This window comes from Shewanella sp. Choline-02u-19, from assembly GCF_002836205.1.
GTDB lineage: Bacteria > Pseudomonadota > Gammaproteobacteria > Enterobacterales > Shewanellaceae > Shewanella.
Map to the genome: position 1 here is coordinate 124,213 of NZ_PJBE01000012.1, position 16,738 is coordinate 140,950.

The window sequence follows — 16,738 nt, forward strand, 5'->3', positions numbered from 1 at the left end:
TATGGCACGTTTCTTTATTGATCGCCCTATTTTTGCTTGGGTAATCGCCATTATTGTGATGCTGGCCGGGGTGTTATCTATCTTCGGCTTACCCGTGTCTCAATATCCTAATATTGCACCGCCATCGGTAGTGATTAGCGCTGTTTATCCTGGTGCGTCAGCTAAGACGATGGAAGATTCAGTTACCCAGGTAATTGAGCAGCGCATGACGGGTCTTGATAACCTGCGCTATATATCTTCAACCAGTGATAGCTTTGGTAATGCGCAAATTACCTTAACCTTTAATGCCGAAGCCGATCCTGATATTGCTCAGGTGCAGGTGCAAAACAAGCTTCAGCTTGCGATGCCATTGTTACCGCAAGAGGTACAAGCTCAAGGTGTTAATGTCGCGAAGTCGAGTGCTGGCTTCTTGATGGTGGTGGGTTTTGTATCTCAAGATGGCTCTTTAGATAAAAATGACATTTCTGACTATGTAGCCTCAAATGTGCAAGATCCTATGAGTCGTGTCCCTGGTGTGGGTACGATTCAGCTGTTTGGCGCGCAATATGCGATGCGTATCTGGTTAGATCCGCTTAAGTTGACCCAATATAACTTGACCAGCATGGACATTATCTCCTCTATAAAAGAGCAGAATGCACAGGTTTCGGCAGGTCAGTTGGGTGGTTCCCCATCGGTAGCAGGACAAGAGCTTAACGCGACTGTTTCGGCACAAAGCCGTTTACAAACTGCCGATCAGTTTAAGAAAATCATTATTAAAGCTGACTCTTCCGGTGCAAAGGTCTATCTCGAAGATGTTGCGCGAGTTGAGTTGGGCGCAGAAAGCTATGCGGTAGAATCTTTCTACAACGGCAAACCTGCAGCAGGTCTTGGTATTCAGTTAGCGACTGGCGCAAACGCGTTAGCAACGGCTGAAGGTGTTCGTAAAAAAATTGCTGAGTTACAGCCATTTTTTCCCGAAGGTATGGAGATAGTATATCCCTACGACACCACACCGTTCGTTGAAAAATCGATTGAAGGTGTAGTGCATACACTGCTTGAAGCTATCGTACTGGTATTCTTAATCATGTACCTGTTCTTGCAGAACTTCCGTGCAACGCTAATTCCAACGATTGCTGTACCTGTTGTATTGCTCGGTACATTCGCTATTTTGTCGTTCGCAGGCTTTTCCATCAACACCTTGACCATGTTTGCCATGGTATTGGCGATTGGTTTGCTGGTGGATGATGCGATTGTGGTGGTAGAAAACGTCGAACGTGTGATGCAGGAGGAGGGGTTAAGCCCCATCGAAGCGACTAAGAAGTCGATGGATCAGATCACTGGCGCACTAGTGGGTATTGGTTTGACGTTGTCAGCGGTATTCGTGCCTATGGCATTTATGTCGGGTTCAACTGGTGTTATTTACAGGCAGTTCTCGATAACTATCGTTTCAGCAATGGCATTATCTGTGATGGTGGCGATTATTTTAACGCCAGCACTTTGTGCCACCATGCTTAAACCTATTGCTAAAGGTGAGAGCCATACAAAAACAGGCTTCTTTGGTTGGTTTAACCGCAAGTTTGATGCGATGACTTCGCGTTATGAAGCGAGTGTTGCGGCGATGATCAAGCGTGCTGGTCGTACTATGATGGTATATCTTGCCATTACGGTCGCAGTGGGCTGGATATTTATGCGTATGCCAACAGCCTTCTTACCCGATGAAGATCAGGGGATCATGTTTACTCAGGCAATCTTGCCGGTGAACTCAACCCAACAGGCGACGCAAGACGTATTGGACGATGTGACAGACTTTTATTTGAATACTGAGGGCGATAACGTTAAATCAGTATTTAGTGTTTCCGGCTTTAGTTTTGCGGGTAACGGTCAAAACATGGGTATTGCGTTTGTTAGTCTAAAAGATTGGTCTGAGCGTCAAAACCCAGGTCAAGATGTGCAATCAGTTGCTGGACGTGCCATGGGCATGTTTATGCAGATGAAAGAGGCCTTTGTATTTGCGTTCGTGCCGCCCGCGGTTATCGAGCTAGGTACTGCCAATGGTTTCGATTTCTATCTGCAGGACAGAAATGGTCAAGGTCATGAAAAGCTTGTCGAAGCACGGAACATCTTATTAGGCATGGCATCGAAAAATCCAAACCTAGTGGGTGTACGCCCGAATGGCCAAGAGGATGCACCGCTTTATCAAGTGCATATCGATCATGCAAAACTGCGTGCATTGAGTGTCGACATTAGTGCGGTTAACAGCGTACTGGGTACAGCTTGGGGTGGTAACTACGTCAACGACTTTATTGACCGTGGCCGAGTGAAAAAAGTGTATGTTCAAGGTGAAGCGGATTACCGCATGCAGCCTGACGATATGGACTCTTGGTACGTGAAGAACACTCAAGGCGAAATGGTGCCATTCTCGGCATTTGCGACGGGTTCTTGGGAGTATGGCTCTCCTCGTCTAGAGCGCTTTAACGGTCTCCCCGCGATGAATATTCAAGGGGGTGTGGCAGAAGGCTTTAGTACCGGCGAGGCGATGAATATCATCGAAGAGATGGTCAAGAAACTACCGCCAGGATTTGGTGTTGAGTGGAATGGTTTATCTTATGAAGAGCGTCTTTCTGGTAATCAAGCCCCGATGCTCTATGCATTGTCGGTTGTGGTGGTCTTCCTCGTACTTGCGGCACTGTATGAAAGTTGGTCGGTTCCATTTGCAGTGATATTAGTGATCCCGCTGGGTATTATTGGCGCACTGATAGCGATGAATGGCCGTGGTTTACCTAACGATGTCTTTTTCCAAGTGGGTCTGTTAACCACGGTGGGGCTTGCAACCAAAAATGCCATCTTGATCGTAGAATTCGCCAAAGAGTTCTACGATAAGGGCGCAGGCTTAGTGGAAGCAACGCTGCATGCGGTTCGAGTGCGTTTACGTCCAATTTTGATGACGTCACTGGCATTCGGTCTTGGTGTTGTGCCACTTGCCATTAGTAGCGGTGTAGGTTCTGGTAGCCAAAACGCTATTGGTACTGCGGTACTGGGCGGCATGATGAGCTCAACCTTTATGGGGCTCTTCTTTATCCCAATCTTCTTCGTGGTTGTTGAACGTATCTTCAGCAAGCGAGAAAAGAAAGGGGCTAACGTTGAGGCTGCAAAAGTCGAGACACCCAAAACTGAATAACGTTAAGGTTATTAGGTGATATAAAAAAGCCCAGCAAATGCTGGGCTTTTTGTTGCGCTTTTATCGGTGTTGTTAGCCGCAAATCAGCCCCTAGGAGCCTAGCGGTAAAGATGCGCTATCACGGGGAATAATCTTTTTATTGGATACGCGACCTAACTCATGGTGGCAGTGCGTTGTTAGCAGGAAAAGTGCTTCTTATACCAATTGTATTAAGTATCTGTTCATCCAGTGGGAATTCAAATCGCTGAAGGCAAGTCGGAAACATGAAGCTAATAGTTGTTCTCGGCTCTGGCATCCTCGGTAATTGCCCCATGCATGACTCTACCTCCTAAATCTGACCTGAACGTCAGTGGTTATGATCACCAGCAACCTCTAAATGTAGGATTCAGAGCGGCGACAAGTTATGGTGCTAATCTCAATAAAAAGCCCTCATCAATTGAAGTGACAAGGGCGATTGTTTCGAGTTCTATTTCCAAGCCGTTTGAGTATATTCCTGTACTTTAAGGCGTGTAATAAGTCTCTGCACCAGGTCCTACTGGTAGGCCAAAGACAAACACCCAGATGAAGAAAAAACAGGTCCAGCCAACGAAGAACACCATCGAGTAAGGCAACATGGTTGCGACCAGTGTTCCTATGCCAAGGTTCTTTTTATATTGAGACGCCACTGCCAGAATCAAGCCGAAGTAACTCATCATAGGCGTGATGAGGTTTGTCACTGAGTCGCCAATTCTATACGCCGCCTGAATGGTTTCTGGTGCATAACCTACCAGCATCAACATGGGGACGAAAATAGGCGCAGTAACCGCCCATTGCGCTGATGCACTGCCGAGCATTAAGTTGATAAAACCGCACATCATAATAAACAGTAAAAACACTAATGGCCCGGTTAGGCCAATAGTGGTTAACGCATCGGCGCCTGATACGGCCAATACCGCGCCTAAGTTGGTCCATTTGAAGAAAGCGACAAATTGCGAAGCAAAAAACACCAATACAATGTACATCCCCATACTGCTCATGCTGTGAGACATGGCATTAATCACATCAACATCACGCTTCATGCTGCCAACGACGCGGCCATAAACCAGCCCCGGAATGGCAAAACAGACAAAGATAAAGGCAACTATTCCTTTTAGGAACGGCGAGCCTGCAACAAGCCCGGTATCAGGGTTTCTTAATGGTGCGCCTTCAGGTACAACCGTTAGCGCTAATAACAGCGACATAGCGAGTACTGTCAGTCCCGCAACTTTGAGAGCTTTCTTCTCTAGTTTTGTCACGCCATCCATTTTTTGTTGACTGAGATCGGTGGCCGCTTCGCTAGGATCATATTTGCCGAGTTTTGGCTCCACAATTTTCTCGGTTACTAATGCCCCTAGAATGGTGATTAAAAAGGTAGAGACAAACATGAAGTACCAGTTTGCTTCAGGGCCTACTAGATAATCAGGGTCAATCATTTGCGCCGCAGTTTCGGTGATCCCAGAAAGTAACGGATCGACAGTACCGAGCAGTAGGTTGGCACTGTAACCTCCCGACACGCCGGCAAACGCAGCGGCTAAGCCCGCCAATGGGTGTCGTCCCAACGAATGGAAGATCATGGCAGCCATAGGGATCAGTACCACATAGCCAAGTTCGGCAGCGGTGTTAGACACAATCCCGGCAAATACAATGGTCAAGGTGACTAAACGTTTTGAAGCGCCCATCACCAATAAACGCATGGCAGCGGAAAGTAATCCGGAACGTTCAGCGATACCCACGCCTAATAGCGCAACCAATACCGTGCCTAATGGCGTAAAACCAGTGAAGTTGGTGACAAGGTTTGAAACTATCATCCGTAAGCCTTCAGCGTTCATTAGGCTTACCACATGGATGAGACCATCAGCACTACGTCCAGATGATCCCTCTGGGCGAGGGTCTATAACGGTGAGTTCAAAGTAGCCTGCAATACCACTGATAACGACGACCGCGGCACAAAAGAGTGCAAATAGTGTAATAGGGTGTGGCAGTAAATTGCCGAGTCGTTCAACAACGTTGAGGAAGTTTACGAACCAACCGCTCTGCTGTGTTTCAGGGCTTGTGGGTGGATCATTGGGTAGAGGCAAGCTCTCACCTTTATCGGTGCTCATTTCATCATCCTTCAGTTGTGGGTATTTATTTGTTTTTATAATTATTAAATGTCATTTTTATGTTTACTTAATATCAGTTTCATAGCGTGAAAGCGGTAGGAATGTAAACTGACCTTGCATGATGGATAACAACAATTAATTGAACCTTAAAAGGGATTGGCGGCAGGTAACAAACTCACGGCTGGCTTTGGATTAAAGGGCTTTAAAGCGGAGGCTAAACGACAGGCAAAAAAAAAGGACTCATAAATTATGAGTCCAAAAGGGATTGATTGGTTAACAATGCTCGTTGAATGAATGTCCGCTAGGGATGACACCAATATAGCGCGCTATAGCTGTATCAACGCTGAACACCAACAGCAGATTAGATGAACAGTTATTCATGTTAACTAATGGCTTAGTCACCCGTGAAAGCATGCCGGGATTATCAAATTTCAGGCAAAAAAAAAGACTCATAAAAAATGAGTCCAAAAGGGATTGATTGGTTAACAATGTCCGCTAGGGATAACACCAATATAGCGCGCTATAGCTGTATCAACGCTGAACGCCAATAGCAGATTAGATGAACAGTTATTCATGTTAACTAATGGCTTAGTAACCCGTGAAAGCGTGCCGGGATTATCAAATTTCAGGCAAAAAAAAGGACTCATAAATAATGAGTCCAAAAGGGATTGATTGGTTAACAATGTCCGCTAGGGATAACACCAATATAGCGCGCTATAGCTGTATCAACGCTGAACACCAATAGCAGATTAGATGAGCCGTTATTCATGTTAACTAATGGCTTAGTCACCCGTGAAAGCGTGCCGGGATTATCAAATTTCAGGCAAAAAAAAGGACTCATAAATAATGAGTCCAAAAGGGATTGATTGGTTAACAATGTCCGCTAGGGATGACACCAATATAGCGTGCTATAGCTGTATCAACGCTGAACACCAACAGTAGATTAGATGAGCCGTTATTCATGTTAATAATGGTCTAGTCATCCGTAAAAGTGTGTTGGTATTGTCGGATTTTAGACACAAAAAAGGACTCATAAATAATGCGTCCAAAAGAGATTGATGGGTTTACGATGTCGGTTATGGCTGACACTAATATATCGATGTGTCGCAGCCTATAAGCTAAAAATAAGTAAGCTGTTTTTGGTTAACATATTGAGTTTGCGAGATTTGAAGTGAGTATTCTGCCTAATAGCATCAAATTCACTAGCAATAAGTCATAACTATAGCTTTAGCGGTAAATTATTGGCAATAATGGTAATAATAATTGTGAGGTTGTACAAAAAAACACTAGAGATAAAACACCTTTAGTCTTTGAAGCATAAGTTAATAAATTATATCGCTGATGATAAAGTAGTCGCTTAATTTAATTTGGTGAAGTTTAATCATTAATGGTGCTAAACCCTCAGATTACAACGTTCTAATGTGACTTTTCAGCGATAAAGGTAGCAACTTGGTGAGATGTGCGTTAAAAAACACCACGGAAAATGCTGGCAAGTCACTCTATTAGGCTGGATTTTGGTCGCTAAATGAGTAACAGTGTGGCTACTAAAGCCAAGAGTAGCGCCAAAAAATGATTATTTTTCCTGCGCATTGGCAAAGATGCCTATAAAAAAGGGCACCAAAACAATAAGGATATACAATGGAAGGTATTATGTTGGGCTTAGGGTTGGTGGTGATTATTGCTTACCTCTGGTATGTCAGTTTAATTAAAAAACGCAATGCAGGCCGAGAAGCCTTATCTGGCATCGATGTGCAGTTGAAGAAGCGCTCGAATTTAGTACCCAATATATTAAAGATTGCGCAGAAGTACATGGAGCATGAAAAATCACTGTTAACTGAGATCACCGCGCTAAGAACCCAAGCAATAGAAAGGTACAGCGATACCGATCCTGATGCGGTTAAAGCGCACTTAGAGGTATCAGAGCTGCTTAATCAAAAAATGTCACAGCTTATGGTTAATGTCGAAAACTATCCTGAACTTCGCTCCGACAACACCATGTTGCAAGCGATGCAAACCTATAATGAAGTCGAAGCCCAGCTTTCAGCTGCACGTCGCTTTTATAATAGTGCGGTTTCAGAGCTCAATACTGCCGTAGAGATCTTTCCGGGTTCAATCATAGCATCCATGGCGAGTGTTAAAGTGATGCCCTTTTATGAAGCTGACGAGGTGTCCAAAGCACCAGTGGATGCGGCTGACTTTTTAAAGTAGCAAGGGTCTTTTAGCGGTGCTGGTGTCAGTGCCGTTACCTGACTAGAGCGTATTATCGGGCAGAAATTATATTAGTTAACATTATGATTATATGAATATCATCGGTTTTATTTTTGGTGCGCCGATCAAGGCATTGCGTGGCGGTGATAGACTCAAAGCACCCGCAAGCGAGCAAGATGCATTTAAAGCACATTATCAACAGTGTATTGAACCGCTAAGCAGTAAATTTGAAAATGCCAGAGTTTCAAGTCTTAAAGCATGTCGTGGTAGGCTCTATTTGAGTGGCGCTATTTATGTTGGCTTGGTTATTCTGGCTTTAATGTTCAAGCCCATGCTTGCTTCAGCCTCAACCCCTGAAATTTTCTATCTGTTTTTGGCGGGTCTTTTATTACCTTTTTTGTGGTGGACAAATCGACCGATTAAACACTATAAGCAAGATGTGAAACAACGGGTCTATCCGCAAATATTCAAATACTTTGGTAGTGATTTTATTTTTAGTCGCGATCATCAAATGAGTCTCACAGGACTTAAATCTTCAAAAATATTACCTCATTATGACGGAGCTAATTTCGATGATTATGTTCAAGGAACCTATAAAGGCGTTGAAATTGCGCTAAACGAACTGCATCTAACTAAGCAGGTGCAGCGTGATAAAAGCACCGATACCGTCAGTGTTTTTAAGGGGCTGATGATCGAGCTAAGCAGTCATAAAGCATTTCAAGGTCATACTGTGGTTGTTAAAAACCGTGGTGGGCTGATGAACTTTTTATCAGGAAGCTTTAAAGGATTAGATAGGGTAAAGCTGGAAGATCCTATTTTTGAAAAACAGTTTGATGTGTTTTCTACCGATCAAATAGAAGCAAGGTACCTGCTTACCGTGACCTTTATGGAGCGCTTACAAGCGCTGTCATCCAGTTTTGATAACAAAATCCAATGTGCCTTTTATCAAAACCGGTTACTGATTATGTTAGAGAGCAAAGATAATCGATTTGAAATGGCATCAATATTTAAAGGGGCGACTTTTGAATATGAATTTAGCAAGATTAATAAAGAGATGAAGCAACTGTTTGCTATTGTCGACGTGCTTAAACTCGATAAATCGATAGGGTTATGATTAAGGCCTTATTGCTCTGCCTTGCCGCTTTGAGTTTATGCAGCTGGGCACAAACCAGTAAGCCGCATTTTGTGGCTAAACCGTCAGATAAAAGTGTGTTGGGTAGTCAGAGAAATAGCAATAAGTCGAAGCAGGTAAAAAGCGATCCGAATCAGGTTTACCATTATCAGAATGCCGATGGGGTGGTGGTTTTTTCCGATAGACCGCCAGAGACAGGGCATTATCAAGTGCGTATTTATGACTGCTACGCCTGTAAACCCAGTTCAAATATTAACTGGCAGTCTATCCCGTTATTTACCCAACAATATAACGATGACATCCGGTTAGCCGCGAGAACCTACCAGTTAGAAGCCGCGTTAATCCGTGCCGTTATTCATGCTGAATCGTCATTTAGACCTGCTGCAATTTCAAAGACGGGTGCACAAGGATTAATGCAGCTAATGCCAGCCACAGCTAAAGAGCTCGGCGTGACAGATGCTTTTAAACCGAGTCAAAATATTCAGGCGGGTAGCCGTTATTTAGCACAGCTGTTAAAGCGATTTGATGGTGATATTACTTTAGCATGCGCCGCATATAATGCCGGCGCTTCAAGGGTTGAGCAATATCGAGGCGTGCCGCCATTTCCCGAAACAAAAGCCTATGTTGAACGGGTCAATATTCTGTTACAACGCTATCGTAAAAGCTAATTGTATTGAGGCTTAAGTTGTCACTGCATTGATAGTATTGAGATGATGATTACCCAGTAAACGACGTTTTTTTACATCAAAATATACTAGCGGTATTACCACGCTGCACAGGGCAATATTAGACAACGGCATGGCTAACCAGACACCGTCGACACCCATAAATTTAGGTAAAATAAATAAGAAGGGTAGCTGGACCAGCATATTGCTGCAGGCCACGATAAGTGCCTTTTTACCTTGATTAGTCGCCATAAAATACACCGACGCTAATGCAATAAACCCATCTAATGGCATCGCAAACAGATGCATACGTATTCCGTCGACTGCGGTTGTGACTAATGTCGGATCATCATTGGTAAATAGGCCAACCATTATTTCGGGAAAAAAGTTAAGCAGAAGGGTCCAGCTTATCCCCGCGATTAAAGTGACTTTAATCGACAGCATTAACATCTTATTGATATTTTCATGCTGCTCAGCGCCGTAATAGTAGCTCACGGGCGGCTGTAAGCCTTCAGCAACACCTTCGGCTACAAAATAGTACAACACCATTAAATAGCCAACAATAGCAAAGGCTCCGACGATTAAGGGCGAGCCATATTCCATAAAGAGTCGGTTATGCAGCGCAAATACAAAGCTAGTGTAGAGGTACATAAATAAACTTGAAGAGCCCAGTAAAAGTATCTGCCGACTAAAGCTCAAATTGAACAGGGTCAATTTGGCTGGCCACTTTATGTTGCTATAGGGCGATAAAAAATAGCCTAAACCAATCACACAAATAGTGACCTGAGCGGTGATAGTCGCAATGGCTGCCCCGCTTAAGCCCATTTCCCACACCGCGATAAACAGGTAGTCCAATACGATATTAATCACCGCACCCATCACCATTAATATAGTGGCCAAATGAGGGTTTTCATCATTGCGGATTAAGAAAGGCAGTGCCGCTGCCAGCACAGTAGCGAGGCCGCCCCAGGTAAAGACTGCAATATAATCTTGCCCCATCCGTAAAGTGGTTTCGACTCCGCCCTGAGCTTGTAATAAGTAGGTACTGCTCGCCAACAGAATGAGGGTGGACGCACCCGCTAACACCAGCATAATTATCATGCTGGTCGTTAATATTGTCGGCGCTGCCGTGGTGTCGCCTTTACCGCGTTGAATCGATAGCAAGCTGCCGCTACCCATCCCCACCATAATGCCAAATCCCACCATAAAGTAGACCACGGGCCAAGCCATGTTAATCGCAGCCAGTCCTTCAAACCCGATGTAGTGACCGATAAAAATACCATCGACAATTTGATATAGGCCATTGACTAACATGGCCGCAATGGCGGGCAGGGTATAACGCCAAAAAGTTTGTTTGATGGTTTTATTTTGGTCTGATATTAGGGGGAGTGCTGACATAAAATTTACAGTGTTGAAGTACGTATGCGGGCAAGTTACTCTGTTATTAAGATTGAACCAAGTTGGTTTCTATCTGTTTTTGATATAGGAGTGGTTGTGAACTGGACTTTAGATGAACTAAACGCATTTGTGAATTCGGTCAAGTTAGGATCATTTTCGGCGGCGGGTCGGCGTATGGGCAAGGCACAATCACGAGTGAGCACCGCGGTAAGTAACCTTGAGGCTGATTTGGGTTTTGAACTGTTTGATCGTAGCGCTAAATTACCCATACTTACGCCATTAGGTGAAGAGATGTTTATCGAAGCGCAATCGGTATTAGCACAATGTCAACGCCTACACGCTCGGGCGATGACGGCGACATTAGGCGAAGAAGTTGCGCTTACGGTAGCGATTGACGAAGCCGTGCCGGTGAATGCGTTTGAAACCTTTTTCTTGCGGGTATCGACGCAATTCCCGCTGCTTAAACTGACGATTATTAATGGTTCCCAAGAAGACATTGCACTCTGGGTGGACCAAGGGCGCGCGGATATTGGCATTATGTTTCATACCGTATCGCTGCCCGACGCATTAGAATTTATGTCAATTGGTCAATTCAAACATAGTTTAGTCGTATCAGCACAGCACCCTTTAGCGCAAGTGCCCGTGCCGACGCTGGAGCAATTGATGCAATATCGGCAGTTAGCTATTTGCGATCGAACCGGGCAATCACAAAGCCAGCCATTATCGGCAAACCATTGGTATATCGACAGCTATTACTACATGGTGGCCTTAGCGCTGCAAGGTGTTGGTTGGGCGTTAGTACCTGAGCATGTGGCCAAAACGGAGTGGTATTCCAATGAACTACTAGAGCTATCGACAGAATATATTCCCGATCCGCTATTAGTTGAAATCGGGGTTGTTAATCGACGTGATAAAGAAATTGGACCTGTGATGCGTTGGTTCTTTGCAGAGCTTGATTCAGTGTTAGATGATGATTGATTTACAGGTGTTAATCCTCGATCTCTAATGGAAGATAGCTATCGCTATTATTAAATGAAGCGATGCCTTTCAGTTGACATACATACTAACAATTGAGGGTGGCTTAATTACCCGTAATGGCTGCCGTTTTGCTAAAGTGGTGCGCAAAATAACAACAAAAAGAATCATCAGATGAATACGTTCTTTGGTAAATGGTCTCTCAGCGCTAAGTGGCCTTTGGCTGCGCTTGCGTTATCGGTAGTGGCAGCAAGCAGTGTTGCCAGCGAAGCTAATGTTGCTCCCTCTGCAGAAGACATGCGCTTATACACTATCGCGACTGCGCCAAGCGCTAATCACTTACGTAGTGATGTTGAGAAATTGGTGAGTTTTGGTACCCGGCATACGCTGTCTGAAACAGCATCTGATACTCAAGGTATTGGCGCGGCAAGACGTTGGATAAAAGCGGAATTTGAGCAGATATCTACAGCTTGTGGTGGCTGCCTAGAGGTTATAACACTTGCCGATACTGTCACGGGTAAGCGCATTCCTAATCCTACCGAAGTGGTCAATGTCATTGCGATTCAGCGTGGTAGTACAGATCCTAAGCGTGTAGTGATGATGAGCGGTGATATTGACTCCCGAGTGACTGATGTGATGAATGCAACGTCACTCTCCCCGGGTGCTAACGACAATGCATCGGGTGTGGCTGGCGCGATAGAAGCGGCGCGAGTGTTATCTCAGTTCCAGTTTAACGGCACCATTGTTTACGCGGCGTTATCGGGCGAGGAGCAAGGTTTATACGGTGGCGCAACGCTAGCGCAATACGCTAAAGATAAAGGCTGGCAAGTTCAGGCTGTATTAAACAATGACATGATAGGTAACATTGAAGGCATTAACGGGGTAATCGATAACCACTCAGTGCGGGTCTTTTCTGAAGGGGTGCGGATTGCAGAAACCACAGATGAAGCCAAACAGCGTTATTTTAGTGGCGGCGAAAATGATTCTGCATCACGTAACCTTGCCCGTAAAATTAAGACGTTAGCAGACCAATACATGACTAACTTAGATGTCATGCTGGTGTACCGTTTAGATCGCTTTGGTCGTGGCGGCCATCATCTGCCTTTTAACAAAGCGGGTTTACCGGCCGTGCGCATCATGGAAACTAACGAGAACTACAACCGCCAACATCAAGATATTCGCGTTGAAAATGGCATTGCTTATGGTGATGTAATTGAAGGTGTTGATTTCAATTTTAATGCAAAATTAACCGCGTTAAATGCCATTAGCTTAGCCTCAATGGCATGGGCACCCGCGCCGCCAGCTGGTGTCAGTATTGAAGGCCAAGTGTCAGCCAGTACCACGCTAAATTGGCATGCTGCTAAGCAAAAAGAGGTGGTGGGATACCGAGTGTACTGGCGGTTAACCACAGAGTCAGAATGGACGCATAGCCGTTATGTGGGCAAGGTCAATTCGTTCAAGCTGGAAAATATGGTGATAGATAACTACCTATTTGGTGTTGCGAGTGTGAGTGCTAACGGAAACGTCAGTCCGGTAGTCTTCCCTGGGGCTGCTGGGGCATTTTTTTAATCAAGGATGAATAAATTTTTATGAAAATAGTTTTAATATTATCAATAGCGCTACTTTCCATTAGCACAGTGGCTTGCTCATCCAATACGGTGTCTAATGCGGGTTGTGATTTTGTAAAAGGTGCAAGTACTAATGCGGCTGATCGAGAAGTTAGAGATTCGCGTCCAGGTCAAACATTCTCTAGCGATAATCACGATACAGAAATAGGTATCTTAAGTGCAATTATGGGCTTATTTACTCGTCAGATTAACGATGACGATGAGTGTTTATAGTTTTAATTGGTAGTATCAGGTTTATAGTGAGCTAGGGTTAAAACAAAAGCGCCCATGCAGGTTGATTCGCATGAGCGCTTTATGTCAGGTAATAACGTCAGACGTTATTCAGCAACTTCTAGTTTAACCACGGTTTTACCACCATTTTGGCCAATACGCCGCTCAAGATAATCGAGCATCTCTTTAGCAATGGTGTCTAATTGCCATGGTGGATTGATAATCCACAACCCAGCGGCCGTCATACCAAATTCATCACTGTCTGGCTTAATCGCTTGTTCAATACGCAGCTGGTTCTTAATGCCGCTTTCGGCCAATACCTTAAGCATACGTTCGGTTTGCGCGCGATCAACGACCGGATACCAAAGCATAAATACGCCGCTAGAAAAGCGTTTGTGCGCCTTGATAATGGCTTTAGCAACATCTTGATAATCCGTTTTCATTTCGTAACTCGGGTCAATCAAAATAACCCCACGACGCTCAAGTGGTGGCACAGCACCAATCATACCTTTGAGGCCGTCTCCCTTGATGACGTTAACGTGTTTGTCACCGGCAAATTGTTCTTCCAGTGTTAGAAAGTCAGTACCGTGCAGTTCGTGCAAAACCATGCGATCTTTCTGACGCATGTTCATATCAACAAAGGCAGGCGAGCCTGGGTAAAACTCGAGATCTTTCTTACCTTGGTTAAAATGAGTCACATCGGTAATGTACTGTACTAAAGATTCAGGTAAATCACTTCGCTCCCACAGTCTCGCGACGCCTTCTAAATACTCGCCGGTCTTTTTTGAAAAGTCGTCCGTGAGTGCATAACCTCCAGCGCCAGCATGGCTATCAATGTAGGCCATTGGCTTATCTTTTTTATGCATTAATTTCAGCACTTGCACCAAGATTGCGTGCTTGAGAACATCGGCATAATTGCCAGCGTGATAGCCGTGACGGTAACTTAACATGAGGATTCCAGACTTAAATGGACAGTCATAAACTGTGTAATAGCGTCATTATAAGTTTTATGTGGCATCAGGTATAGGTATTCACTCTCGCTGGCTTTTGGCATAATGTGACTGAGCCTCTTAAACACCTGGAATTACTTTTGCAAATACCGATTTTTTTTAATCCGCAATACCCGTCTCTCGCTGATATTAGTGAACGCTGGGGACTGGTTTGGGATAAAGAAGCGCAGTTTGAGTTACGCTTTGAGCACAACACCTTAAGTCTGTATAAGCGTGATGAACCAAAATTGGACGGTATTAACGTTGATTTTGTTTCTGGTGCCGTTGCACACCGACGTAAGTTTGGAGGCGGTCGAGGTCAATCAATTGCAAAAGCGGTCGGCCTTAAGCAAGGCGTAATGCCAACCGTAGTGGACGGTACCGCTGGCCTAGGTCGCGATGCCTTTGTGCTTGCAGGTCTCGGGTGTAAAGTGATTATGGTTGAGCGCCACCCTGTGGTCGCCGCTTTATTGGAGGATGGTTTACGCCGAGCCTACGACGATGCTGAGATTGGAGAGTGGATGCGAGAGCGCATGAGCTTATTCCATGGTTCAAGCCTTAATGCGTTAGCCGATGCCGCTAAGTCATCAGGCACCGAAATTGACGTGGTCTACCTTGACCCCATGTACCCACACCGTGAGAAATCGGCGTTAGTTAAAAAAGAGATGCGTGTGTTTCAAACTCTTGTGGGCGCAGATTTAGATGCAGATGGCTTACTTAAACCAGCCCAAGCCCTAGCGACCAAACGCGTTGTAGTTAAGCGCCCTGACTACGCTGAAGACCTCGACGGTGTGAAACCGAGTATGGTATTGGCGCAAAAGAAAAACAGATTCGATGTATATGTAAAAGCGGCAATGAAGTAGGTTTTATCGTTCTGCTCAAGGCAATTTTAGTCATCTTTAGTGGTGGCTAATATTTGATAAAAGATTATAAATTAAGATGTGGGTGGATGGTAAAAGAAGCAATATATAGACCTCGTAAATAAGCTGGCTCTTCTTGCCTATCCATATTTAGATCCAAATGTAGCATAGTTATGAAATTATTTTATTTACAAAAAAGGACTTAGTGATGCTACGTTTGTTGTATTGATTGACCGCTTCATATCGATCAAAGAACGCGATAAGTGAGAGGGATAGTAATCACAGGACAAACGCATGAGTGTTCATTATTTAGTCGAGCTACATAATCTAGGGAGGAAAGCTTTTTCTAGATGTTGAGGATTCATTAAACAACGCTTTTGTTTACCAATGATACTGAGCTTAGTCGCTTCTGTTCTAAGCATGTTGAGAGCCATATGCCTCAAGTAAGCTTGATTTACCGCTTTAGCTAAGCGGCCTTGATTGTTTTTTACAGCCAGTAGGTAATTACCATCTTTGTCGATGATCGTTTAGCAATCGTTGTTTGACAGCTTATTGCATCGATTGTCACTAGCGATCCGCGTCGTTCTAGTATTTTCAAAAAAGTTCTGTAATTGCCGTGATTTCATTATTTTTTTGTCTAATTTTAATTGAGCAAGTACCAGCTTATTTGTTGAAGCATAAGCACTTATCATATGAATAGTGCTGTTTTGGTCATCACGATTATATGAATCGCGTAGCGTTTTTCCATCAATCGCAGTGACTTCCCCATTAGTTAGCTGCTGAACCGATTGCATCCATACTAGAAAATACTCGTTAAAACGATCAGGAGTAATAACAGGAATTGTTCTAGCAATTGTATCGTCAGTAGGGATCCCGCCGGTACAATTTTTTTGCGTTTTGAACCAATGGTGGTGACCAGTAATGTATTCTCCGATATCGAACCAATCATTCGAACCTGCAATAACAGCGCAAAGAGAATCGAACAGTATATCGAACAATGGATAGGTGATCTTTGCACTTTGGCGGTAGTCGTCAATCGCGCCAAAATGTTCTTTGAATGATTCGATATACATAATGAGACTCCTTAAAAAGGAGTATAAGCTCACAAGTAATTGATTCGGTCAATATTTTGCTGAAACTGCTTGAATAATGTTCACGATCTGACCCTGAGTATTATGGTGTTTATAGTGCATTTAAAATCCATTATAACGATAACACCTAAGGGGAACTTTGTTTTGGATTATAATTTATTACACGTTTTTAAATAAGTTTTTAAAATTAATTAACTTCAATATTCATGGGCTCTTTTTTGTTGGTGTTGATAAATTATAACGGAGATATTCAGTAGTTTTAATTATAAATTTGATATCATTGTGTGGGGTTATAATGAGTCACT

The 16,738-nt window shown here is 44.0% G+C and carries 11 protein-coding genes and 1 pseudogene; 8 read left to right on the forward strand and 4 right to left on the reverse strand.

All coding sequences use genetic code 11. The annotated features are described in order from the left end of the window. The first annotated feature begins 1 nt into the window (after position 1). Positions 2-3,157 (forward strand): efflux RND transporter permease subunit, encoded by a 3,156-nt coding sequence (locus CXF83_RS02605; protein WP_101090057.1) that lies wholly within the window; start codon positions 2-4, stop codon positions 3,155-3,157. 500 nt (positions 3,158-3,657) lie between these two features. Here the strand turns inward: CXF83_RS02605 and CXF83_RS02610 are convergent, their stop codons facing one another. Beyond that, positions 3,658-5,277: an AbgT family transporter gene (locus CXF83_RS02610; protein ID WP_101090056.1), complete on the reverse strand. Its 1,620-nt coding sequence runs from the start codon at positions 5,275-5,277 to the stop codon at positions 3,658-3,660. 1,638 nt (positions 5,278-6,915) lie between these two features. Between CXF83_RS02610 and CXF83_RS02615 the strand changes: the two genes are divergently transcribed. The 3 genes from CXF83_RS02615 (at position 6,916) to CXF83_RS02625 (ending at position 9,285) form a co-directional block, all read left to right on the forward strand. Continuing rightward, on the forward strand, positions 6,916-7,485 hold the full coding sequence (locus tag CXF83_RS02615; protein ID WP_101090055.1) for a LemA family protein: 570 nt from the start codon (positions 6,916-6,918) through the stop codon (positions 7,483-7,485). 91 nt (positions 7,486-7,576) lie between these two features. After that, complete coding sequence (locus CXF83_RS02620; protein WP_101090054.1) at positions 7,577-8,599, forward strand: DUF3137 domain-containing protein; 1,023 nt, start codon at positions 7,577-7,579, stop codon at positions 8,597-8,599. Next, a complete protein-coding gene (locus CXF83_RS02625; RefSeq protein WP_101090053.1) occupies positions 8,596-9,285 on the forward strand; it encodes a lytic transglycosylase domain-containing protein in 690 nt (229 codons plus the stop codon). The genes CXF83_RS02620 and CXF83_RS02625 overlap by 4 nt, the downstream gene beginning before the upstream one ends. A 12-nt stretch (positions 9,286-9,297) precedes the next feature. Here CXF83_RS02625 and CXF83_RS02630 read toward each other — a convergent pair whose 3' ends face one another. Further along, entirely contained in the window at positions 9,298-10,680 is a 1,383-nt protein-coding gene (locus CXF83_RS02630; protein WP_101090052.1) for an MATE family efflux transporter, read from the reverse strand. Positions 10,681-10,776: 96 nt separating this feature from the next. Here CXF83_RS02630 and CXF83_RS02635 point away from each other — a divergent pair, with 96 nt between their 5' ends. The 3 genes from CXF83_RS02635 (at position 10,777) to CXF83_RS02645 (ending at position 13,496) form a co-directional block, all read left to right on the forward strand. Beyond that, the gene (locus CXF83_RS02635; RefSeq protein ID WP_101090051.1) at positions 10,777-11,658 is read left to right on the forward strand and encodes a LysR family transcriptional regulator; all 882 of its coding nucleotides are present in this window, start codon (positions 10,777-10,779) and stop codon (positions 11,656-11,658) included. A 171-nt stretch (positions 11,659-11,829) separates the two neighbouring features. Further along, positions 11,830-13,224, forward strand: a complete 1,395-nt coding sequence (locus tag CXF83_RS02640; protein ID WP_101090050.1) for a M28 family peptidase — start codon at positions 11,830-11,832, stop codon at positions 13,222-13,224. 20 nt (positions 13,225-13,244) lie between these two features. Beyond that, the gene (locus CXF83_RS02645) at positions 13,245-13,496 is read left to right on the forward strand and encodes a hypothetical protein (protein WP_101090049.1); all 252 of its coding nucleotides are present in this window, start codon (positions 13,245-13,247) and stop codon (positions 13,494-13,496) included. Between the two features lie 104 nt (positions 13,497-13,600). Here the strand turns inward: CXF83_RS02645 and CXF83_RS02650 are convergent, their stop codons facing one another. Then, complete coding sequence (locus CXF83_RS02650) at positions 13,601-14,443, reverse strand: 23S rRNA (adenine(2030)-N(6))-methyltransferase RlmJ (RefSeq protein ID WP_101090048.1); 843 nt, start codon at positions 14,441-14,443, stop codon at positions 13,601-13,603. A gap of 140 nt (positions 14,444-14,583) precedes the next feature. Between CXF83_RS02650 and CXF83_RS02655 the strand changes: the two genes are divergently transcribed. Beyond that, entirely contained in the window at positions 14,584-15,345 is a 762-nt protein-coding gene (locus tag CXF83_RS02655; RefSeq protein WP_101090162.1) for a class I SAM-dependent methyltransferase, read from the forward strand. A gap of 425 nt (positions 15,346-15,770) precedes the next feature. On the opposite strand, the pseudogene CXF83_RS02660 reads toward CXF83_RS02655, so the two are convergent. Then, positions 15,771-16,415: pseudogene (locus CXF83_RS02660) on the reverse strand (ISAs1 family transposase); the annotation flags it as partial. Positions 16,416-16,738 lie beyond the last annotated feature (323 nt).

What these genes read in the sequence shown, in the direction of transcription:
- CXF83_RS02605 (WP_101090057.1), top strand. Translation starts at nt 2, where the DNA reads ATGGCACGTTTCTTTATTGATCGCCCTATTTTTGCTTGGGTAATCGCC.
- CXF83_RS02610 (WP_101090056.1), bottom strand. Translation starts at nt 5,277, where the DNA reads ATGAGCACCGATAAAGGTGAGAGCTTGCCTCTACCCAATGATCCACCC.
- CXF83_RS02615 (WP_101090055.1), top strand. Translation starts at nt 6,916, where the DNA reads ATGGAAGGTATTATGTTGGGCTTAGGGTTGGTGGTGATTATTGCTTAC.
- CXF83_RS02620 (WP_101090054.1), top strand. Translation starts at nt 7,577, where the DNA reads ATGAATATCATCGGTTTTATTTTTGGTGCGCCGATCAAGGCATTGCGT.
- CXF83_RS02625 (WP_101090053.1), top strand. Translation starts at nt 8,596, where the DNA reads ATGATTAAGGCCTTATTGCTCTGCCTTGCCGCTTTGAGTTTATGCAGC.
- CXF83_RS02630 (WP_101090052.1), bottom strand. Translation starts at nt 10,680, where the DNA reads ATGTCAGCACTCCCCCTAATATCAGACCAAAATAAAACCATCAAACAA.
- CXF83_RS02640 (WP_101090050.1), top strand. Translation starts at nt 11,830, where the DNA reads ATGAATACGTTCTTTGGTAAATGGTCTCTCAGCGCTAAGTGGCCTTTG.
- CXF83_RS02645 (WP_101090049.1), top strand. Translation starts at nt 13,245, where the DNA reads ATGAAAATAGTTTTAATATTATCAATAGCGCTACTTTCCATTAGCACA.
- CXF83_RS02650 (WP_101090048.1), bottom strand. Translation starts at nt 14,443, where the DNA reads ATGTTAAGTTACCGTCACGGCTATCACGCTGGCAATTATGCCGATGTT.